Here is a 21,442-nt window from a genome sequence, read left to right as displayed (position 1 = left end):
GAATTCGCGTGTCCTTGCCGACTTTCACCCGCGCCGGCAAGGACCGACTCTCGAAGGCCCGATCCTCGCGCTGTCCGATCGTCACGAGGCCTGGCGCCTGCGGCCTACGTGGGGCCGAGGATGTCGACAACGAAGACCACGGTGTCGGTCTTCTTCACGTCCGTGTTCTGCAGGTCACGGCCGAAGCCCTTGTCCGGGGGGACGACCAGGAGGACGCGACTACCCGCCGTCTGGCCGACAAGACCCTCGCGGAGACCGGTGACCGTGGTCTGGCCGAGCGGAAGGTTTTCGTACTGGCCGCGCTTCCAGGAGGAGTCGAACTCCTTGCCGGTGCGCCAGTTGACCGCGGTGTAGTGGAAGTTGACGGTCGTCTTCGCTTCGACCTTCGGCCCGTCGCCTGTGATGAGCGGCTGGGCGGTCAATTTCGTCGGGGCCTTGGCACCCTTGGGCACAGTGACCGACTCCGGGACTCCCTTGTCGGTCACCTTGACGGTCGGGAGGCCTTCCGGCGGCGACACCGCCTCTCCCTTGGCCAGCGGCAGCGGCGTGTAGGCGTCCTTCACGTCGATGACGAAGACGAGCGAGTCCGTGCCCTTGATGCCGGCGTTGGGCTGGCCCTGCTGGCCGTAACCGTCCTTGGGTGGCATGGTCACGAGCACCCGGTCGCCGACCGACTTGCCGACCAGACCGTTGAAGAAGCCGTTGATCAGCCGGCCCTTCTGCAGGCCGAAGGTCACCGACTGGCCCTGCTTCCAGGACGAGTCGAACTCCTTGCTGTCACGACCGTTGACGCCCACGTAGTCGACGATCACCTCCTGGCCCTCGGTGACCTTGCTCCCCTTGCCTTCCTTGAGCACCTTCGACTGGGTCTTGGTCGTCTTGAACGGTTTCTCGAACGTCACCGAAGGTTTCTTGCCAGCGTCGCCCTCGACGCTCACGAGGTCGATGCCCTTGGGAGCGGCCTCGGGTGACGAAGCACAGGCTGCTGCCACAACGACCAGGAAGGACGTCAACACAAGAGCAAGGAAACGATGACGCACGAGTGACACCTCAAGTGGACGGAGACGGGGACGACGGACGGACAACGGCTCACCCTAGACCCCGAAACTGAGAACGGCCGGGGCACCCCGTTACGCCGGTGACAACCCGCGCAGCGGACCTGGGTCAGGCGCTGACAGATACCTACCCACCTACATGCTCTGGATAAGTTTCTCGACGCGTTCGTCAACACTGCGGAACGGGTCTTTGCACAAAACGGTGCGTTGCGCCTGATCGTTCAGCTTCAGATGCACCCAGTCGACGGTGAAGTCGCGCCGACGCTCCTGAGCGCGCTTGATGAACTCGCCACGCAGCCGCGCCCGGGTCGTCTGCGGCGGGACCGACTTCGCCTCGAACACCTCGAGGTCGCTGGTCAGCCGCGTCACCGCGCCCCGGCGTTCGAGCAGGTAGTAGAGGCCGCGGTCGCGGTGGATGTCGTGGTAGGCAAGGTCGAGTTGAGCGACCCGCGGGCTGTTGAGCGACAGCCCGTGCTTCTCGCGGTACTGGGAGATCAGGCGGTATTTCACCACCCAGTCGATCTCGCGGTCGACCAGCGTCAGGTCACCGGAGTCGACCGCCTTCAACGTGCGTTCCCACAGGTCGAGGACGCGGGTGACGGTCGGCGTGGCGAGTTCGCGGCGTTCGACGAAGTCGCGCGCCTTGGTGAAGTACTCCTCCTGGATCTCCAGGGCGCTCGCCTCACGGCCATTCGCCAGGCGGACCTTGCGACGACCGGTGATGTCGTGCGAAATCTCGCGGATCGCACGGATCGGGTTCTCCAGTGTCAGGTCGCGAAGGACCAGCCCGGATTCCACCATGCGGAGCACCAAGTCGGTGGCGCCGAGCTTCAGCAGCGTCGTCGCCTCACACATGTTGGAGTCACCGACGATCACGTGCAGCCGCCGGTAGCGCTCGGCATCGGCGTGCGGCTCGTCGCGGGTGTTGATGATCGGGCGCGACCGCGTGGTCGCCGACGAGACGCCCTCCCAGATGTGCTCAGCCCGCTGGCTGACCGCGTAGACCGCACCACGAGGAGTCTGCAGCACCTTGCCGGCGCCGCAGACGATCTGCCGAGAGACGAGGAAGGGGATCAACACGTCGGCAAGACGGGAGAACTCGCCGTGTCTGCTGACGAGGTAGTTTTCGTGGCAGCCGTAGGAATTGCCGGCCGAGTCGGTGTTGTTCTTGAAGAGGTAGACATCGCCGGCGATGCCCTCTTCGCGCAACCGACGCTCCGCATCGACCAGGAGCCCTTCGAGGATCCGCTCCCCGGCCTTGTCGTGCGTCACCAGGTCGGTGATGGAGTCACACTCGGGGGTGGCGTACTCAGGATGGCTTCCCACGTCGAGATAGAGACGTGCACCGTTGCGGAGAAAGACGTTGCTGCTCCGCCCCCACGACACCACCCGACGAAACAGGTAACGGGCGACCTCGTCGGGCGAAAGCCGGCGCTGGCCTCGAAACGTGCAGGTAACGCCGTACTCGTTCTCGAGGCCGAAGATGCGCCGATCCATGGTCACCACACTATGTCGTCGGGGCGCGTGGGGCGGCTGCTGCGCGAAGTCCGCCCGGTCACGATGCGGCTACGGGCCGGCGTTGCCACCACCGCCTCCACCGGTGGGTGGCTCGTCGGAGGGAGGCACTGTTCCGCCACCTTGATCGGAGCTGGCGCCGCCGGTCTCGGTTCCCTGCCCGGACGCGGTGTCTGACGCGCCGTTACCTGTGGACCCGGGCGTCGTTGGACGGGCCGCGAGAAGGCGCTCGAGCGCGGGTCCGACCAGCCGCCGGAACTTCCGCTTCTGGGGACGGGCGCGATCGAGGACGGCCACCTCGAGCTGGTTGGCGTCGAGTGTGCGCGGGCCGTCGCCGTCGTGACCGAGGGCGTCGACCCCGACCGCCAGGGCGGCCCCGAGCGACGCCCCGGGCTGGTAGTGCTGCTCGAGATAGGCGCCGATCTGCTCGGCGGAACCGCCCATGACGGCATAGCCGTGTTCGTCGTCGACGGACCCGTCGTAGGTGAGGCGGTAGATCTGGTCACCCTCGGCGGACTCACCGACCTCGGCGACGAACAGCTCCACTTCGTAGGGCTTCTCGCCGACGCTGGAGAAGATCCCGCCGAGGACCTGCGCGTAGAAGTTCGCGAGCCCCCGCGCGGTGACGTCGCGCCGGTCGTAGGTGTAGCCGCGGACGTCGGCACTTCGCAGACCGGCGACGCGGAGGTTCTCGAACTCGTTGTAACGCCCCACCGCGGCGAACGCGATCCGGTCGTAGATCTCGCTGATCTTGTGCAGGGCCCGGGAGCGGTTCTCGGCGACGAGGACGATCCCGTTGTCGTACTGCAGGACAGCGACACCACGACCGCGGGCGATGTTCTTCCGGGCGAAGTCCGCCCGGTCCTTCATCTGCTGTTCGGGCGAGACGTAGAACGGCATCGTCATGATGCGTCACCGCTTTCCTGCGCCTGGCGGCCGGCGACCGGCCCGTCCGGCCGGCGCGACCGGCCCTCGAGCATCCGGTCGACGTGGCCGGCGACGTCCTCGTCACTGATCCAGTCGAAGCCCTCGTCACTGACGGCGGCGACCAGGGGGTAGATCTTGCGCATGACGTCGGGCCCGCCGGTCGCCGAGTCGTCGTCGGCCGCGTCGTAGAGCGCCTCGAGGCACGCCCGGACAGCCGAGTCGCGATCAGCGTCTTCTCGGTAGAGCTTCTTCAGCGCCCCACGCGCGAACAGCGAACCGGAGCCGATCGAGTGGAAGTCCCGCTCCTTGTAGCGCCCGCCGGTGACGTCGTAGGAAAAGATCCGGCCGCTGTTCGTCTCCAGATCGAAGCCAGCGAACAACGGGACGACTGCCAGCCCCTGCATCGCCATACCGAGGTTGGAACGCAACAGCATGCCGAGCTTGTTGGCCTTTCCCTCCATCGACAGGACGGTCAACTCGAGCTTTTCGTAGTGCTCGAGCTCGACCTGGAAGAGTCGGATCAACTCCGCACCGATGCCCGCGCTGCCGGCGTAGCCGACGACGGAGTACTCATCGGCCTGGAAGACCTTCTCCGCCTCGCGAACCGCGATCAGGTTGCCCGCGGTCGCCCGCCGGTCGCCGGCCATCACGACGCCGCCGGCGTAGGACGAGGCCACGATGGTGGTGCCGTGCGGGATGTCGTCTCCGGCATGGACCTCCGGCGTGCCACCGCGGCCAGGCATGAGCTCAGGTGCGTACGAACTGAGGAAGTCGACGAACGACGAACTCCCTGGGGTCAGGAAGGCAGCAGCCAGACGCCCGGCGTCTGCTCGATCGGTGCCCACACATCTCCTTCCAGATAGAACTCGGCCCGGCGCAAGATCGCCGGGTCAGCATGAAACTTACCGAGGGCACGGAGATCGGTGCCCCCGAGGAGGCCCGATCCGTGCCGGGTGCTGTGGATGGTGTCCAGTCGCGGCGGTGCTGGCTTCGCCTCACCGCGACTGGATGACGGGTCGAGGCGACCTGAGGTGGACGCCCGGAGGAAATCCGGACAATACCTCCTATTGTCCGCCTTTCTGGACAAAAGACCTGACGAAGTCCTCGGCGTTCTCCTCGAGCACCTCGTCGATCTCGTCGAGGATCGAGTCGACATCCTCGTCGATCTGGTCCTTGCGCTCCTGGGTCGCCTCGTCTGGCTGGACTTCGGTGACGTCCTCTTCGTCGGAGGACTTTCGGGTCGTCCTGTGCTGCTGTCCGCCACTGTCTGGTGCCATGGTGACCACACCCTCCCCGAGCCGCTCCCACACCGGGCCGCGGTCGTCTGCCTACTAGGACCCTACAAGCGCATACCGACGTCAGGCAGGTACCCGGTGGACACAGATCGATACCCCTTGCCCGGATCTTGCCAGGCGTACGGGCAGATGCGCCGATGGAACCGCAAACAGCCTGCCAGCCGAGTGGCGTCGAACCGCCGGTGCCTAGCCGCCGGTGATCGCCTTGACCAGATCCTCGGCCGTACGACAACGGTCGAGCAGGTCACCCACATGGGCCTTCGTGCCACGCAACGGCTCCAGGGTGGGTACCCGCTGCAGTGACTCGTGGTCGGGCAGGTCGAAGATCACCGAGTCCCACGATGCGGCCGCTACGTGCTCGGCGTACTGCGCGAGGCAACGTCCGCGGAAATAGGCGCGGGTGTCCTCCGGAGGGTCCTGCACCGCTGCCACGATGTCGGCCTCGGTCAGGAGTCGTTCCATCCGTCCGCGCTCGACGAACCGGGGGTAGAGGCCGCGCTCGGGGCGGAGGTCGGCGTACTGCAGGTCGACCAGTTGGAGCTTGGGGTGGCTCCAGTCCAGGCCGTCGCGCTCGCGGTACTGCTGCAGGACCGACAGCTTGGCCACCCAGTCGAGCTCCCGGTCAAGCGTCATCGGGTCGGTCTCCAGCCGGGTGAGTACCGACTCCCACCGGTCGAGCACGTCGCGGGTCTGCGGGTCGGTGTCGGCACCGGTGCGGTCCTCGACGTACTTGCGGGCGTTCTCGAGGTACTCCATCTGCAGTTGGATCGCGGTGAGCTTGCGTCCGCTCTTCATGGTCAGCAGGTGCTTGAGGCTCGGGTCGTGGGAGACCTCGTGCAGCGAGGTGACCGGGTGCTCGAGGGTGAGGTCGACGGTGAGGAAGTCGTCCTCGATCATCGACAGCACCAGAGCGGTCGTGCCGGCCTTGAGGTACGTGGCGATCTCGGAGAGATTGGCGTCGCCGATGATGACGTGGAGCCGGCGGTACTTGTCGGCGTCGGCATGGGGCTCGTCGCGGGTGTTGATGATCGGCCGCTTGAGGGTCGTCTCGAGACCGACCTCGACCTCGAAGAAGTCGGCGCGCTGGCTCAGCTGGAAGCCGTGCCTGCTGCCGTCCTGGCCGAGGCCGACCCGGCCGGCGCCACACACGACCTGCCGGGTGACGAAGAACGGTGTCAGGTTGCGCACGATGTCTGCGAACGCCGTGGATCGCGACATCAGATAGTTTTCGTGGCAGCCGTAGGACGCGCCCTTGTTGTCGGTGTTGTTCTTGTACAACAGGATCGTGGTCGACAGCGGTGGCTCGGTCGCCCGGCGGGAGGCCTCGAGCATGACCCGCTCCCCCGCCTTGTCCCACAGAACGAGATCGCGGGGGTTGGTCACCTCAGGCGAGGAATACTCCGGGTGCGCGTGGTCGACATAAAGACGGGCGCCGTTGGTGAGGATCGCGTTGGCGAGGCCGACCTCCTCGTCGGTGAGCGAGCCCTCGTCGGCCAGTTCGCGCGCCAGGTCGAAGCCGCGCGCGTCGCGGAGCGGGTTCTCCTCCTCGAAGTCCCAACGCGCCCGCCGCGACCGGATGACCTTGCCGGCGTAGGCGTTGACCACCTGTGACGACGAGAGCATCGGGTTGACGGTGGGCTGGCCAGCGACCGAGATGCCGTATTCGGTCTCGATGCCCATGACCCGGTGCACGCTCATGTGTCGAGGCTACCCGGCCACAGTGCGCGACCACCGGCGCATCCGTACGCCGCCTGAAGATCGCGTCCAGTCGTTACCAGGCCCGGGACACCACTGCTGGCACTTCGCCGAATCCGAGGGGATCGGTGACGGACCGAACCGCAGACACACGTCGGGCCCGTGAGAACGCCGTGAAGCGTCCGCACAGGCCCAACGAAATGTTCGCCAGAGACTGGTCTACAGATACTGACCCGTGTTGGCGACCGTGTCGATCGAACGACCGGCCTCGGATCCTTCCTTGCCCTGGATGAGGGTACGGATGAAGACGATCCGCTCGCCCTTCTTGCCCGAGATCCGCGCCCAGTCGTCTGGGTTGGTGGTGTTGGGCAGGTCCTCGTTCTCCTTGAACTCGTCGACGCAGGCCTGCAGGAGGTGCTGGATCCGGATCCCCTTCTGCTGCAGCTCGAGGAAGTCCTTGATCGCCATCTTCTTGGCCCGGTTGACGATGTTCTCGATCATGGCGCCGGAGTTGAAGTCCTTGAAGTACAGGACCTCCTTGTCGCCGTTGGCATAGGTGACCTCGAGGAACCGGTTGTCCTCGAGTTCTGCATACATCCTTTCGACGGCACGCTGGATCATGCCCTGGGTGCAGGCCGCCGGGTTGCCACCGAACTCCCCCACGTCGTCGGGGTGCAACGGCAGCCCTGGCGTGAGGTACTTGGCGAAGATGTCGCGCGCGGCCTCTGCGTCCGGGCGTTCGATCTTGATCTTGACGTCGAGCCGGCCCGGCCGCAGGATCGCCGGGTCGATCATGTCCTCGCGGTTGGAGGCGCCGATGACGATGACGTTCTCCAGCCCCTCGACGCCGTCGATCTCGCTCAGCAGCTGCGGGACGATGGTGTTCTCCACGTCGGAGCTCACACCGGAACCGCGGGTGCGGAACAGCGAGTCCATCTCGTCGAAGAACACGATCACCGGCGTGCCTTCGCTGGCCTTCTCCCGCGCCCGTTGGAACACGAGGCGGATGTGCCGCTCGGTCTCACCGACATACTTGTTGAGCAGCTCAGGGCCCTTGATGTTGAGGAAGTAGCTCTTGCCCTCGGTCTTGGCGTCACGGACGGCCACCTGCTTGGCGAGCGAGTTGGCCACCGCCTTCGCGATGAGGGTCTTGCCGCACCCCGGCGGGCCGTAGAGCAGCACGCCCTTGGGTGCCTTGAGCTCGTGCTCCTTGAACAGGTCGGCGTGGAGGTACGGAAGCTCGACGGCATCGCGGATCTGCTCGATCTGGCCGCGGAGTCCGCCGATGTCTTCGTACTGGATGTCGGGGACCTCTTCGAGGATCAGCTCCTCGACCTCGGTCTTGGGGATGCGCTCGTAGACGTATCCGGAACGCGGCTCGAACAACAGCGAGTCGCCGGCCCGGATCGGGGTGTCGCGCAGCGGCTCGGCGAGCCGGGCGATGCGTTCGTCGTCGGTGTGACCGATGACGAGGGCGCGTTCGCCGTCCTCGAGCAGCTCCTTGAGCATGACGACCTCGCCGACCTGCTCGTAGCTGAGCGCGCGGACGACGTTGAACGACTCGTTGAGCATGACCTCCTGGCCGGGGCGCAGCTTGTCGAGGTCGATGCTGGGGCTCACCGTGACGCGGAGCTTCCGGCCACCGGTGTAGACGTCGACACTGTCGTCGTCGTTGGGGCTGATGAAGATCCCGAAGCTCGCGGGCGGCTGGGCGAGCCGGTCGACTTCTTCCTTCAGCGTGACGATCTGTTCCCGGGCCTCGCGAAGCGTCGCGGCCAGACGTTCGTTCTGGGCCGTGACGTTGGCGAGCATGGCTTGGGCCTCGGCGAGCCGCTGCTCCAGCTGGCGGCTCTCCCTCGGCTGCTCCGCGAGGCGACGCCGAAGGGCGGCAACCTCCTCCTCGAGGTAGGTAATCTGGCTGGCGAGCTCGTCCGGCGAGCGCGCCGCACGTCGGTCATCGTGTGCAGGCACGTCCCTCACCTCCCCAGTCCGGTGGCCATGGGCGTCCATGGTCCAAGTCTCGCCGGTGGCTCAACGCCGAACCACCGCGCCGACTTCATTGACCCTATATCCGGGGTGCCGACAGGTCATGCCCGTCGGGGTCTAGGTCATGATCCGATGGCGAATTGTGGCCGTTCAGCGGGTGGCGAAACACCTCTGTCACATGCCCTATGGCCGTTTGCTCCCGGGATCCACCTCAGTGCTGGTGTCGGGACCTCCCGCGTCCTCACCGGGTCGATCCTCACCGGGTCGATCCTCACCGGGTCGATCCTCACCGGGGGGCCGGGGTCCGGCGTAGTCCTCACCGTACGCCCCTGGCGCGGGACGCCGCCTCCGGCGCGGAACGGTCACGCCGGGCGCGAGACGTCGCGTGGTCACCAGGAACCCGGTGTGCCCGATCATCCGGTGGTCAGGTCGGACGGAGAGCCCCTCGACATGCCAGGTACGCAGCAGGGTCTCGCTGGCGGACGGCTCGGTGAAGCCGCCATGGGCACGCGCAGTCTCCACCACACGGGCGAGCTGCGTCGTCGTCGCGACGTAGCAACACAGCACGCCGCCGGGCCGGAGCGTGTCGGCCGCCCAGGTGAGGCACTCCCACGGGGCTACCAGGTCCAGGACGATCCGGTCGGCGGGTGGGGTGGTCGGCGCGTCGACGACGTCGCCGACGGTGAGGTCCCAGGTGGCTTGCGGCCCGCCCAGGAACCGTTCGACGTTGCGGCGGGCGATCGCGGCGAAATCCTCCCGGCGTTCGTACGACGAAACTCGCCCGTCCGGACCCACCGCCCGCAGCAGTGCGCAGGTGAGGGCACCCGAACCCGCTCCGGCCTCGATGACGCGGGCGCCTGGGAAGATGTCGGCCTGTATCAGGATCTGCGCGGCGTCCTTGGGATAGACGACCGTCGCGCCGCGGGGCATGGAGAGTACGTAGTCGGCAAGCAGGGGACGCAGCGCGAGGTAGGGCACGCCGCCGGTCGACTTCACGACGACCCCCTCGGGCTGGCCGATCAGCTCGTCCAGGGCAAGCCCTCCGCGGTGGGTGTGGAAGACCTTGCCGGGCTCCAGCGTCACGAGGTGGCGGCGACCCTTCTGGTCCTCCAGGCGCACCTGGTCGCCGGCCTCGAGGAGGCGGCCGGTGGATGCATCCGGGTCAGGCACGGCGGCCGTCTCAAGGGCCTCCGGACGGGACGAGGTCTCCGGACGGGACGAGGTCTCCGGACGGGACGAGGTCTCTGGATCGGCAGGGTCGTTCGACGGCATGGCGGGCAAGCGTAGTCAGAGCTGTGCCGGTCTCAGGCGCGGGCCAGCGCGGCGTCGACGTCTGCGGTGGACAGGACGCCGTAGATGCCCCCGTCGGGCTCGACGAGCAGGTACTCGGTCGCGGGCATGCCACCCATGGCGCGGACCAGCTCCTCGCCGCGGAGTTCCACACTGAGCACCAGCGCGGGCTCGAGCCGACGGGCGACGTCACCGATCGAGATCCACGGCCGCCGGTGCTCGGGAGTGGCGAGAACGGCGGCTTCACTGACCAGTCCGGTCGGCCTGCCTTCGCTGTCGACCACGACGAGTGAACCCGCGTGCGAGTCCTGCGCCCGCCGGATCGCCTCCGACAGCGGCAGCTCGGACGGAACCGGGACGCCGCGGCGGGCCAGATCCCGGGCATGCAGTGCGGGTAGCTTGCCGCGGATCCGCGCCGACATCAGTGCCTGGGTGGATCCGGCCCACAGGAACATCGCCAGGATGACGCTCCACACGATGGTCACCGGGTCCGGCCGTCCGCCGGCGCCCGCGAGGTAGATCCAGGGCAGGGCGAGGACGAGCACGGCGACAGCCCGCCCAGCCCAGCCGGCGACCTTGGTGCCCAGGTGCGGGCGCTTCGTCACGGCCCACACGCCGGCCCGCAGCATCCGGCCGCCGTCGAGCGGGAGGCCCGGCAGCAGGTTGAACAGCCCCACGAGCAGGTTGGCCCAGGCCAGCTGGAACAGCGCGAGCTCCAGCAACGGAGGCTCGGCCACCTGGGTCACGGCGAGCCCGAACGCACCGCCGAGAGCCAGGGAGGTCAACGGTCCCACCACGGCGACCGCGAACTCGCGCCACGGCGACTCAGGCTCCCGCTCGATCTCGGACAGGCCACCGAGGAACTGCAGGGTGATCGCCCGGACGGGGAGGCCGAACCTCTTCGCGACGAGGACGTGGGCGATCTCGTGGACCAGCACCGACGCGTAGAGCAGGACGGCGAACCCGAACGCGGCGACGAACGACCACTGGCCGAGGCCCGGCACCTGCTGGTCGATCCATGGTCGGAAGAGGAACGCGATGAGGAGCGCGACGAAGACCCAGGAAACATTGACATAGATGGGTACGCCGACGACCCGCGCGATCTGCAGCGCACCCGGGCGCCGCCGCGGCTCGCGGTCCTTGTCGCGCGAGCCCAGCTGCTGACTCACCATCGGCCCCCGTCCACTCCACCTGGTCGGCGCGTCCACGCCGGGTTGTCGGGATGACCCGCGGCCCTCTTCCCTTCATCCTGCGCCATCGGCTGACTCATGCCTGCTCTCATCGGAAGGTCAAGGCGTTCGTTTCGCGAACGAGCAGGTCGTGGCGGGATGTTCCCGGTGGTACGTTTCGCGCTGCTCGTACGCGCCACGCTATCGCTCCGGACGGCGAGCCGGCGGGGCGCATCCCGGGCGATGTCGATGGGCTGCCCTACGCTGAAGGACCATGATCGCAGGAGAGTCGAGCCCCGGACTGAGCACCGTCGCGGATACCTCGCCGAGTGTCGATACCGGCGCTGGTCCGCGCACCGACAGCGATCCGGACCCCTCGCCGCCCCCGCTCGGCGTTTTGTCCCCTTCGCGGGCGAGCGACTTCCTCACCTGCCCCCTGCGCTACCGGTTCCGGGTGATCGACCGGATCCCGGAGCGCCCGAGCCCGGAGGCCGCCCGCGGCACCGTCGTCCATTCCGTGCTGGAGCGGTTGTTCGACCTCCCGGCGGAAAACCGCACGATCGAGCAGGCCAGCACCCTGGTCGAACCGCAGTGGTCCGCCCTTGTCGAGGCCGAACCCGACCTCGCTGAACTCTTCGGGGGTCCCGACGGCGAGATGTTGCCCGGCCGCCTCGACGAGTTCTTCACCGAGGCCCGTGGGCTGCTCGACCGCTACTTCACGCTCGAGGACCCCACCCGCCTCGAACCCGTCGAGCGCGAGATGTACGTCGAGTGCCGGCTCGAGTCCGGACTCATGCTGCGCGGATACGTCGACCGGCTCGACGAGGCGCCCGATGGCGCGTTGCGGGTGGTCGACTACAAGACAGGCAAGGCACCGGGACCGGGTTACGAGCAACGCGCGATGTTCCAGATGCGGTTCTATGCGCTGGTTTTGTGGCGGCTGCGCGGGGTCGTGCCCAGACTGCTCCAGTTGGTCTACCTGGGCAGCGGCGACGTTCTCCGGTATGCGCCGGATGAGCACGACCTGCGGGCGACCGAGCGGAAGCTGGGGGCGTTGTGGGCGGCGATCGAGCGCGCTCGCACGACCGGCGAGTGGAAGCCGAGCCCCGGCCCACTCTGCAACTGGTGCGACCACAAGGTCCGCTGTCCCGCCTGGGGAGGCACGCTTCCCCCGCTCCCGTCCACCGATGACACCGCAACCGACGCCAACGGGTCCGAGGCCCCCTCACCCCATACCTCGCTGGTCGATCTCTAAGGGCGTGGCGGTCGATCCGCGGCTGATGGACACGGTGCGTCCACCCTCGGGTGGAGGGCAGCTGTACCGATCTCGGTAGATGGGAGGAGAGGACGGGCCGACCGGGCACATACCCTCAAGACCGTGCAGTACCGCACCGGGGTCCTGGAGTGGATCCGGACTCACCCTCGCCACTTCGACGCGACCATCGCGGTCGTGCTTCTCGTGGCGAACCTCGCCGGCATGAGCAGCCGCGGCTACGCCGGCATGACCTTCCGCGAGCCGGATCTCGCAAGCTTCGTCCTCAATGTCCTGTGCGCGGCTCCGTTGGCCTTTCGCCGGCAGAGTCCGGTCCTGGTGGCGATCGTCTCGATCACGTCGTACATGGCCTTGGGATTCTTCGACTACAACTCGTTCGGCGGCTCGGTGGCGATGCCGATCGCGATCTACACCCTGGGTACGAGCGCCGCGACCGTCCCCGGGCTGGCGATCACCCTCGCCAGCGGGACTGCGTCGGTGGTCTATCTCGCGGTCAACCGCGAGCAGTTGGCAGCCGCCGGGGTCGAGCCGAACGTCTGGTACTTCGGATCCCAGTTCGTGATCACCACCGGGCTCTGGATCATCGGCCGGACCGTGCGAGCTCGCCGCCTCTATCTCAATGACCTCGAGGACCGTGCGGACCGGCTGGAACGTACGGCCACCGCAGAGCTCCGTGCGGCGCTCGCCGAGGAGCGGACCCGGATGGCGCGTGAGCTCCACGACGTCGTCGCGCATCACGTCAGCGTGATGACTGTCCAGGCCGCAGCCGCCCGTCGGATGATCGACAGATCGCCCGAACGCAGTGCCGAGGCGATGCTGGCCGTGGAGGAGACCGGCCGCGCCGCCCTCGTCGAGATGCGGCGCATCGTGGCCGCCTTGCGCAGCGTCGATGCCGATGAGGCCGCGGCGGGCGGCCAGCCCGACCTCACTCCGCAGTCGGGGGTCGCGGAGTTGGAACCGCTCGTGACTCGCGCCAAGGAGGCCGGGCTCGAGGTCGATCTCACTGTCGTCGGCGAGCCACGGCAGCTGCCGTCCGGTGTCGACCTCGCGATCTTCCGGGTGGTGCAGGAGTCCCTGACCAACACGCTCACCCATGCCGGGCCCACGCGTGCCGCGGTCCTCCTCCGCTATGAACCCGATGCGGTCGTGGTCGGGGTGACCGACGACGGTGGCAGGCGTCGGGGCGGGCAGGGGCGGGCGATACCGTCGGACCGGCCGGGACACGGCCTGGTGGGTATGCGCGAACGCGTCACCCTCAACGGAGGAACCCTGCGGACCGGGCCGCGTTCGGTCGGTGGCTTCGAAGTGCAGGCCCGACTTCCCCTGGAGGAGGCCAGCCAGTGAGCCTGCCGGAAGAACCCCGCACTGACAGCCCGACACGGGTGTTGCTGGTCGACGACCAGCCGCTGCTACGCACCGGGTTCCGGATGATTCTCGAGTCCGAGCCCGACATCGCGGTTGTCGGCGAGGCGGGTGACGGGGAGAAGGGGGTCGACGAGGCCCGCGTTCTCCAGCCTGACGTCGTGTTGATGGACATTCGGATGCCGCGGATGGACGGTGTGGAAGCGACCCGGACGATCACCGGGGCTGACCGGGCGAGCCGGGTCAAGGTGCTGATACTCACGACGTTCGACCTCGACGAGTACATCGTCGAGGGGCTGCGTGCCGGCGCCTCGGGCTTCCTGCTCAAGGACGTCCCGCCGGAGGAACTGGTGGCGGCGATCCGGATCGTGGCGCGTGGCGACGCCGTGGTCGCACCTACGGTGACACGTCGGTTGCTCGACAAGTTCGCGGAGAACATCGCCCCGGGCGACAAGCAGTCCGAAGCCCTGCTGGAGCGACTGACCGACCGCGAGCAGGGGGTGCTCCGCCTCATGTCGCGGGGAATGTCGAACGCCGAGATCGCCCACGAGCTGTACGTCTCCGAGACCACGATCAAGACCCATGTCGGGAACGTGCTGGGCAAGCTCGGCCTGCGCGACCGGGTGCAGGCCGTGGTCTTCGCGTACGAAAGTGGCCTCATCCGTCCTGGCGCCCGGTAGGCCCGCTGGACTGCTCAGGTCGACGACGACCGGCCGATTCCACGCGCTCGAAGCCGCCGCTCAGACACCGCTTCCCCGACCCAGTAAGGAACCACGCCATGACCACCCCGCACGCCTTCCCCCTGGAGCCCACCCCGATCCATGTGCCCGACAAGGTCCTCGATGACCTGCGCGCCCGTCTCACATTGACCCGGCCACCGCTGGACGAGGCGAATGAGGACTGGTCCTACGGCGTGCCGGACAGCTATCTCCGTGAGCTGGTCGCCTACTGGCGGGGCGCCTACGACTGGCGCAAGGCCGAGGCCGCCATCAACGCCTACGAGCACTACCAGGCGAGCGTCGCCGGAGTCCCAGTGCACTTCATGCGCAAGCCCGGCCGCGGCCCTCGCCCGATCCCGTTGATTCTCACCCACGGCTGGCCGTGGACGTTCTGGCACTGGTCGAAGGTGATCGACCCGCTCGCCGATCCGGCCGCGTTCGGCGGTGACCCCGCCGATGCGTTCGATGTCATCGTGCCGTCCCTGCCCGGCTTCGGTTTCCCGGGGCCGCTCACCGGCTTTCCGGACGTCAACTTCTGGAAGGTCTCCGACCTCTGGCACACCCTGATGACCGTGACCCTGGGATATGAGAAGTACGCCGCCGGGGGCTGCGACATCGGCGGGATCGTCTCCAGCCAACTCGGCCACAAGTACGCCGACGAGCTGTACGGCATCCACATCGGCTCCGGGCTGCCGCTCGACTTCTTCACCGGCGCCCGCGCCTGGGACTTCGCCCGGAACCGGCCCCTCACCGACGACCAGCCCGCCGACGTCCGCGCCCGCATCATCGAGCTGGACCACCGCTTCGCGTCCCACCTCGCCGTGCACATGCTCGACGGCGCGACCCTGGCCCACGGGCTCAGCGACTCACCCGCCGGACTGCTCGCCTGGCTGCTGGAGCGCTGGAACGCCTGGAGCGACAACGGCGGCGACGTCGAGTCCGTCTTCACCAAGGACGACCTGCTCACCCACGCCACGATCTACTGGGTGAACAACTCCATCGCCACGTCGATGCGTTACTACGCCAATGCCAACCGCTATCCCTGGACCCCCGCCCACGACCGCACCCCGGTCGTGCAGGCCCCGGTCGGCCTCACCTTCGTCACGTACGAGAACCCGCCCGGCATCCACACCGCCACCGAGCGCGTCCGGGCATTCAAGACCGGCCCGCAAGCCGATTGGTTCAACCACGTCAACGTCAACGCCCACGAGCACGGCGGCCACTTCATCCCCTGGGAGAACCCCGAGGCATGGGTGAGCGACCTGCGCCGCACCTTCCACGGCCGCAGGCCCTGAACGACCCTGCGGGCTGTCTGGTTCGCCTTCGCCTCGGCTTCCCCCGACCTACTTTGCGGCTGGTGTCTGAGCTAGGACTCCCGGGCCGGCACCGGGTGGCCGCGGCGGAGCACGGCGAGAACCACCAGCGGCGTGGTGGCGAGCAGCCCTGCGAGCACCGCGAGGACGGAGTAGCCGCCGCCGGCGAAGATCGCGCCAGCGGACAGGCTCGCGAAGGCCCCTGACCCCCACACGATGGCGTCGACGAGTCCCTGCAGTTGGGTCCGCACGTCGTCGGGGAGGTCGCGACTCAGCAGCGCACTCCCGCCGACGAAACAGAGGTTCCAGCCGTACCCCAGCAGGAACAACGCGAGTGGGAGTCCGACCGTGTGTGACGTCGGCGCAGCTGTCGCCAGGGCGGCCGATGCGATGAGCACTCCCGCACCACTGGAGATCGTCATCCGGCCGCCGAGGCGGTCGGCGAGCCGGCCGGACAGTGGCGAGAGGGCGAACATCCCGACCAGATGGGCCGACAGGACCCAGCCGACCACGCCCAGGCCGTGTCCGTGTTCGTGGAGTTGCAGCGGGGTCATGGTCATCACCGCCACCATGGCGAGCTGCGCGGCCACCATCCCGCTCAGCGCGATCCTGACGGTCGGCAGCCGGAGCGCCCGGCCGATGCCGCGCTCGAAGAGTCGCGTTGCGCCCTGCGGTCGCTGCGGTCGCGACCGCGGAAGCATGAGGTTGACCGCCGCGGCGACGCCCGTCGCCAGCATGGCCAGCAGATAGGTCCCCGTGTACGGCGGGAGCCCGGCCCGCTCGGAGAGTCCCGCGGCCGGAGCGATCATGCTCGGCCCCAGGACGGCACCGATCGTTCCGCCCCAGACAACCAGGCTCAGGACGAAGCCCTTTCGATCGGGTGGGTAGAAGTCCGCCGCGGCGTACCGGGAGAGTTGGGCGCTGCTGTTGCCGACACCGAGGAGAACGATGCCGACGGCGAGCAGCAGCACGCCACCACGAAGGACAGCGACCGTGGCGAGCGCGCCACCGAACGCGGCGAGGACATAGCCCAGGAGGACCCCGGCACGCCGGCCGCGGTTGCGCATCAGGGTCGCCGAGCCCAACGCACCGAGCGCGGTCCCCAGCACGCCGGCGGCGGTGGGCACTCCGCTCCAGGCGCGACCAGCGATGTCCGACGCAATCAGTGTGGCGACGGCACTCGCCGGGACCAGCGCGATGTTCATCAGCGCGACTCCGACGATCAGCGCCCCGGTCGCACGTCGGCGGGAACCGACCGTGATGACGGACGGAGCTGAGCTCTGGGTCTGGGCCATGGTCTCGAATGCTAACCAGGCCCACCCACACCGCTCAGAACGTCGTTGGCGGGTTCACGAGTGAGGACGGCCGTCAGCAGAGTAGATCACCACCGGACCGCCCCGGCCTGACCGACGCCGCGCAGGATGTTCCTCCGGGATCAGTACAGGTGGCACGCCACGTCGACGTTGCCCGTCCGACGCAGGCTCGGGTCCTCGCCGGGGTGGAAGTCCACGGCCAGCGTGCCCTCATCCGCCTCGACCCGCGCGACGCCCCGCCACAGCGGCTCCTCCGGATCGTTCGCCCGAACGCGTTCCACCAGGGCCGTCAGGTCGGCCTGTCCACGACCCCGCCCGGGGGTGAGACGCGCCCGATGCGCGGCGATCTCCAGGCTGTCGAGGTTGCCAATCGCCGCGCGCTCGGCGGTGTAGGTCTCCTCGTCGAGGCCCAGCCAGTGCTGTTCGAGCAGTGCCCGCAGGTCGCGGGTCTCCCAGCCACACTTCTCGAACGCCACCGGGCACCGCGGATGGAACGCACAACCGAGCGGCGGCGCCGCGGCGTCGGGGATCTCGCCCCGGGGAAGGTCGCGGGGGATGGACTGGCTCGGGTCAGGTTCGGGGACCGCGCGGAGTAGCGCCTTGGTGTAGGGATGTTTCGGATCGGCGAAGATCTCCTCGACCGCGCCGATCTCGACGATCCGGCCGAGGTACATGATCGCCACCCGGTCACAGAAGAACTTCGCTGTCGCCAGGTCGTGGGTGATGTAGACGTAGGTGAGGTCGAGGTCTCGCTTGAGGTCGAGCATCAGCTCGAGAATCTTCGCGCGCACACTCATGTCGAGCATCGAGACCGGCTCGTCGGCGACGAGCAACTCGGGACCGAGGATGATGGCACGGGCCAGGACGGCTCGCTGTTTCTGACCACCAGACAGGTCGCTCGGGTACTTGTCGAGGAACCTCTCGACGGGTGCGAGCCCGACGCGTTCGAGAGCCTCGACCACCTTCGCCCGACGTTCGCTCCGGGATGCCGCGAGCCGGTGGATCTGCAGCGGGTGCCCCACCGCGGTCTCGATGTCCATCGAGGGGTTCAACGCCGCACCCGGGTCCTGGAACACCATCTGCAGCTGCCGCCGCATCGGGCGGAGCTGACGTTCGGACAACCTGCCGAGCTCACGGTCGCGGTAGTGGATCTCTCCCCCGGTGGGACGAACCAGCCCGAGTAGCGCTCGGCCGAGCGTCGTCTTGCCGCTGCCGGACTCTCCCACCAGGCCGAGCACCTCGCCCTTGTGGAGTTGGAACGTCACACCGTCGACGGCTCTGACCACACCGGAGCCCGCGCCGACGAGCCGGCCGAGCGAGCTGCCCCGTAGGTCGTAGTGGACCTCGAGGTCGCGGACGTCGAGCATCGTCCCGCCGCCGGCCGGCGGAGCAGGCAGGCGAGGTGCGTCAGGCTTCGTCGGCAACGCTGATCTCCTCCCGCACCAGGGGTTGGGTCCTGCCGTCCGGCACCTTCTCGGCCGGTCCGTGCAGCCAGCACGCGACTCTCGAGCCCACCGGCGTACGCACCTCCTCGGGGTCCTGGTCCCGGCACACCCGCATGGCGTCGGGGCAGCGCGGATGGAACCGGCAGCCCGTCGGTGGATCCACGCAGTCCGGCGGCGCACCGGGAATGTAGTGCAGTCCGGTTGTACGCAGGGAGATCGTCGAACGCAGGAGCTCCCGGGTGTAGGGATGCCGTGGCGTGGTGAACACCTCCCGGGCGTCGCCCTCCTCGGCCAACTTGCCGGCGTACATCACGGCAACGCGGTCGCACGCCTCGGCGACGATGCCGAGGTTGTGGGTGATGAGCAGCAGCGCGGTGTCGAAGTTGCGGCGCAGGTCGGCGAGGATTCCGATGATCTGTGCCTCGACGAGGACGTCGAGTGCGGTGGTCGGCTCGTCGGCGACCACGAAGGCCGGGCGCAGGACCAGTGCCAGGGCGATCATGATCCGTTGCCGCATCCCGCCGGAGAACTCGTGCGGGTAGGAGCGGTAGCGCGTCGGCGGGATGCCCATCCGGCGCAGCGTGTCGATCGACCGCTTCCGGATCTCGTCGCGGCTGATCCGCGGGGCGTGGGTTCGCAGGGTCTCCTCGAAATGCTCCGATATCCGCATCAGGGGGTTCAGTCGGGTCAGCGGCTCCTGGAAGATCATGCCGAGCTCGGGCCCGCGCAGGCTTTCCAGCTCGCGACGTCCGGTCGCCAGCAGGTCCTGCCCGCGGAACCGGATCTCGCCGTCGCAGGCGGCACTCTCGGGGAGCAGGCCGAGCAGCGCCCGGCCGATCGTCGACTTGCCGCAGCCGGACTCGCCGACGAGCCCGAGCGTCTCCCCCGGCCGCAGGTCGAAGGACACTCCGTCGACGGCCCGCACCGGGCCACGGTCTGTGCCGTACCACACCCGCATGTCGCGGACATCGAGCACGGGTTCGGCGCCACCACCTGTCGCCGTCACGCCGCGCCTCCCTTCCTCGCGTCCGCGTTGGACGGCTTCTCTCCTGCCCCAAGCCGCGGGGGCAGGACCACGGGAAGCAGGCGCCGGACGCGAAGCGTCGGATTCAGTGTCTCGTTCAGCCCTTCGCCGACCAGTGTGAGTGCCATGACGAGAAGAACGATCGCCATACCTGGGAAGACCGCCGTCCACCAGATTCCTGACGTCGCGTCGTCGATGGCGCGGTTGAGGTCGTAGCCCCACTCGGCGGCCTCGGTCGGTTGGATGCCGTAACCCAGGAATCCCAACGCGGCAAGGGTTCCCACCGCGTCCGCGGCATTGAGAGTCGCGATGACGGGAACGCTCTGCACGACGTTGGTGAACAGGTAGCGGGACATGATGACGTGCGGCGGTGCGCCCAGTGCCCTGGCTGCTTCCACGTAGGTCGCCTGTTTGGCACTCACCGTGCTGTTGCGTACGACCCGGAAGTACTGCGGGATGTAGACGGCAGTGATGGCGACGGCCGCGGTGGTCACTCCCCCGCCGAGCTTGTCCGCGAGCAGGAACGCCACGACGATCGCCAGCAGGAGGTACGGGAAACAGAACAGCGCGTCCATCACCAGGACGAGGATCCGGTCGAGCCAGCCGCCGACGAAACCGGACACCAGTCCGAGCACCACCCCGATGGCGATCGTCAACACCAGCGAGAGGACGACGACCTTCAGCTCCGTCCGGGCGCCCCACACGACGCGGGAGAACACGTCGAACGTCTGGACGCTCGTGCCGAACCAGTGCTCACCCGACGGCGCCTCCTGCTTGGGGAACCGTTCCCCGTCGGTGCCCGCCACCTGATCGAACCGGAACGGTGCGATCAGCGGCGCGAACACCGCCAGCACCACCATCAGGCCGGTGACGAAGGTCCCGGCGACCAACATGCCGCGGGCGATTCCCGCCGACTGGCGGTAGGGGGTCGCGATGACGAACGCGGTCCGGGACAGCAGGTTCCGCCGTCCACAGGAGCCACGTAGTGGCTCGCCTGCCTGCACGGTAGGGGTGATGGCCATCGGCTCAGTACCTCACCCTCGGGTCGATGAACGCGTTGACGACATCGATGACGACGCTGATCCCCACCACCAGCAAGGCGAAGACGGTCATGATGCCCTGGACGGCGACGTAGTCGCGGGCGTTGATGTAGCGGACCAGCTCCGAGCCGATCCCAGGCCAGCTGAACGTCGTCTCGGTGAGGATCGCCCCACCGAGCAGCAGCGCGACCTGCAGCCCGAGGACGGTGATGAAGGGCACCATCGCATTGCGGAACGCATGGTGGAGGACGACCCGCCGCTCCGCGATGCCACGTGCCCGCGCCGCCTCCACGTAGTCGTCGCGCAGCGTCTGTGCGACATTGACCCGGATCAGGCGTACGAAGACACCCATCAGCAGAAGTCCGAGCGTCACGGCCGGTAAGACGATGTGGAGGAGCCCGTCGACGAACGCCTCCGAGTCACCGGCCAGGGCCGCGTCGAGGAGGAAGATGTTCGTCACCGGTTCGATCGTCGCCTGTGCCAGCGGACCGGCCTGGCGCCCGGACGGCAACAACCCCAGCTGCCCCGTGAACACGATGATGGCGACGATCCCGACGAAGAACACCGGTGCGGCATAGGTGAGGATCCCGAAGAGGCGGATCACCACGTCCAGCCAGGAGTTCCGATAGCGGGCGGCCAGCAGGCCGAGCGGGATGCCGACCACGAGCGCGAAGAGTACGGCCGCGACGGTGAGGCTCAACGTGGCCGCGCCGTTGATCAGCAGGATGGTGCTGACGGCCCGATTGTCGCTCACCGTCGTGCCGAAGTCGCCTCGCAGGACCTGGCTGATGTAGTCGGCGTACTGGACGATGAGCGGCCGGTCGTATCCGGCGGCTTCACGACGGCGGGCAAGCTCCTCAGGAGGGAGGCGACCACCCAACGCCGCCGAGATCGGGTCGCCTGGCGCCACCCGCAACAGCAGGAACACCATCGTCAACAGCACCAGCACGTTGGGGACCACCAGGAGCAGGCGTACGACGAGGTAGTTCCGCAGGGAGCCCGATCGGGCCGCCATCGTCAT

At 68.0% G+C, this 21,442-nt stretch carries 18 protein-coding genes; 4 read left to right on the top strand and 14 right to left on the bottom strand.

Going from position 1 to position 21,442, the window contains the following annotated elements; translation table 11 throughout:
• Window positions 1-104: 104 nt before the first annotated feature.
• The 9 genes from ABNF93_RS14560 to ABNF93_RS14520 all read right to left on the bottom strand — a co-directional run bounded on the left by ABNF93_RS14560 (window position 105) and on the right by ABNF93_RS14520 (window position 10,935).
• Window positions 105-1,040, bottom strand: coding sequence for an FKBP-type peptidyl-prolyl cis-trans isomerase (locus tag ABNF93_RS14560; protein WP_349328547.1), 936 nt, complete (start codon window positions 1,038-1,040; stop codon window positions 105-107).
• Between the two features lie 150 nt (window positions 1,041-1,190).
• Window positions 1,191-2,552 (bottom strand): Pup--protein ligase, encoded by a 1,362-nt coding sequence (pafA, locus tag ABNF93_RS14555; protein ID WP_349328546.1) that lies wholly within the window; start codon window positions 2,550-2,552, stop codon window positions 1,191-1,193.
• 69 nt (window positions 2,553-2,621) lie between these two features.
• On the bottom strand, window positions 2,622-3,476 hold the full coding sequence (gene prcA, locus ABNF93_RS14550) for a proteasome subunit alpha (RefSeq protein WP_349328545.1): 855 nt from the start codon (window positions 3,474-3,476) through the stop codon (window positions 2,622-2,624).
• The gene (prcB, locus tag ABNF93_RS14545; RefSeq protein WP_349328544.1) at window positions 3,473-4,342 is read right to left on the bottom strand and encodes a proteasome subunit beta; all 870 of its coding nucleotides are present in this window, start codon (window positions 4,340-4,342) and stop codon (window positions 3,473-3,475) included. Before prcB ends, prcA begins: the two co-directional genes overlap by 4 nt.
• Window positions 4,343-4,561: 219 nt before the next feature.
• Entirely contained in the window at window positions 4,562-4,774 is a 213-nt protein-coding gene (locus ABNF93_RS14540; RefSeq protein ID WP_349328543.1) for a ubiquitin-like protein Pup, read from the bottom strand.
• A gap of 204 nt (window positions 4,775-4,978) precedes the next feature.
• Complete coding sequence (dop, locus tag ABNF93_RS14535; RefSeq protein ID WP_349328542.1) at window positions 4,979-6,490, bottom strand: depupylase/deamidase Dop; 1,512 nt, start codon at window positions 6,488-6,490, stop codon at window positions 4,979-4,981.
• A 216-nt stretch (window positions 6,491-6,706) separates the two neighbouring features.
• Entirely contained in the window at window positions 6,707-8,458 is a 1,752-nt protein-coding gene (gene arc, locus ABNF93_RS14530) for a proteasome ATPase (RefSeq protein WP_349328541.1), read from the bottom strand.
• A 198-nt stretch (window positions 8,459-8,656) separates the two neighbouring features.
• Window positions 8,657-9,745 (bottom strand): tRNA (adenine-N1)-methyltransferase, encoded by a 1,089-nt coding sequence (locus ABNF93_RS14525; protein ID WP_349328540.1) that lies wholly within the window; start codon window positions 9,743-9,745, stop codon window positions 8,657-8,659.
• A gap of 32 nt (window positions 9,746-9,777) precedes the next feature.
• Window positions 9,778-10,935, bottom strand: coding sequence for a site-2 protease family protein (locus ABNF93_RS14520; RefSeq protein ID WP_349328539.1), 1,158 nt, complete (start codon window positions 10,933-10,935; stop codon window positions 9,778-9,780).
• Between the two features lie 271 nt (window positions 10,936-11,206).
• Between ABNF93_RS14520 and ABNF93_RS14515 the strand changes: the two genes are divergently transcribed.
• From ABNF93_RS14515 to ABNF93_RS14500, 4 genes are all read left to right on the top strand, one after another.
• Complete coding sequence (locus tag ABNF93_RS14515; RefSeq protein WP_349328538.1) at window positions 11,207-12,187, top strand: RecB family exonuclease; 981 nt, start codon at window positions 11,207-11,209, stop codon at window positions 12,185-12,187.
• 123 nt (window positions 12,188-12,310) lie between these two features.
• Window positions 12,311-13,549: a sensor histidine kinase gene (locus tag ABNF93_RS14510; RefSeq protein WP_349328537.1), complete on the top strand. Its 1,239-nt coding sequence runs from the start codon at window positions 12,311-12,313 to the stop codon at window positions 13,547-13,549.
• Window positions 13,546-14,247 (top strand): response regulator, encoded by a 702-nt coding sequence (locus ABNF93_RS14505; RefSeq protein WP_349328536.1) that lies wholly within the window; start codon window positions 13,546-13,548, stop codon window positions 14,245-14,247. The genes ABNF93_RS14510 and ABNF93_RS14505 overlap by 4 nt, the downstream gene beginning before the upstream one ends.
• A gap of 98 nt (window positions 14,248-14,345) precedes the next feature.
• Window positions 14,346-15,581: an epoxide hydrolase family protein gene (locus tag ABNF93_RS14500; protein WP_349328535.1), complete on the top strand. Its 1,236-nt coding sequence runs from the start codon at window positions 14,346-14,348 to the stop codon at window positions 15,579-15,581.
• Between the two features lie 71 nt (window positions 15,582-15,652).
• On the opposite strand, the gene ABNF93_RS14495 is transcribed toward ABNF93_RS14500, so the two are convergent.
• The 5 genes from ABNF93_RS14495 to ABNF93_RS14475 form a co-directional block, all read right to left on the bottom strand.
• Window positions 15,653-16,894, bottom strand: coding sequence for an MFS transporter (locus ABNF93_RS14495; RefSeq protein ID WP_349328534.1), 1,242 nt, complete (start codon window positions 16,892-16,894; stop codon window positions 15,653-15,655).
• Window positions 16,895-17,034: 140 nt separating this feature from the next.
• Window positions 17,035-18,336, bottom strand: coding sequence for an ABC transporter ATP-binding protein (locus ABNF93_RS14490; protein WP_349328533.1), 1,302 nt, complete (start codon window positions 18,334-18,336; stop codon window positions 17,035-17,037).
• Window positions 18,320-19,363 carry an ABC transporter ATP-binding protein gene (locus ABNF93_RS14485; RefSeq protein ID WP_349328532.1) on the bottom strand — a complete coding sequence of 348 codons (1,044 nt, stop codon included), beginning with the start codon at window positions 19,361-19,363 and terminating at the stop codon, window positions 18,320-18,322. The genes ABNF93_RS14490 and ABNF93_RS14485 overlap by 17 nt, the downstream gene beginning before the upstream one ends.
• Complete coding sequence (locus tag ABNF93_RS14480) at window positions 19,360-20,403, bottom strand: ABC transporter permease (protein ID WP_349328531.1); 1,044 nt, start codon at window positions 20,401-20,403, stop codon at window positions 19,360-19,362. The genes ABNF93_RS14485 and ABNF93_RS14480 overlap by 4 nt, the downstream gene beginning before the upstream one ends.
• A gap of 4 nt (window positions 20,404-20,407) precedes the next feature.
• On the bottom strand, window positions 20,408-21,436 hold the full coding sequence (locus ABNF93_RS14475; RefSeq protein WP_349328530.1) for an ABC transporter permease: 1,029 nt from the start codon (window positions 21,434-21,436) through the stop codon (window positions 20,408-20,410).
• Between the last annotated feature and the right edge of the window lie 6 nt (window positions 21,437-21,442).

Origin of the sequence: Actinopolymorpha sp. B9G3 (genome assembly GCF_040120725.1) — a bacterium.
Lineage (GTDB): Bacteria > Actinomycetota > Actinomycetes > Propionibacteriales > Actinopolymorphaceae > Thermasporomyces.
Note: the sequence above shows the minus strand (reverse complement) of the source record. Positions and strands in the feature narration are given on the sequence as shown.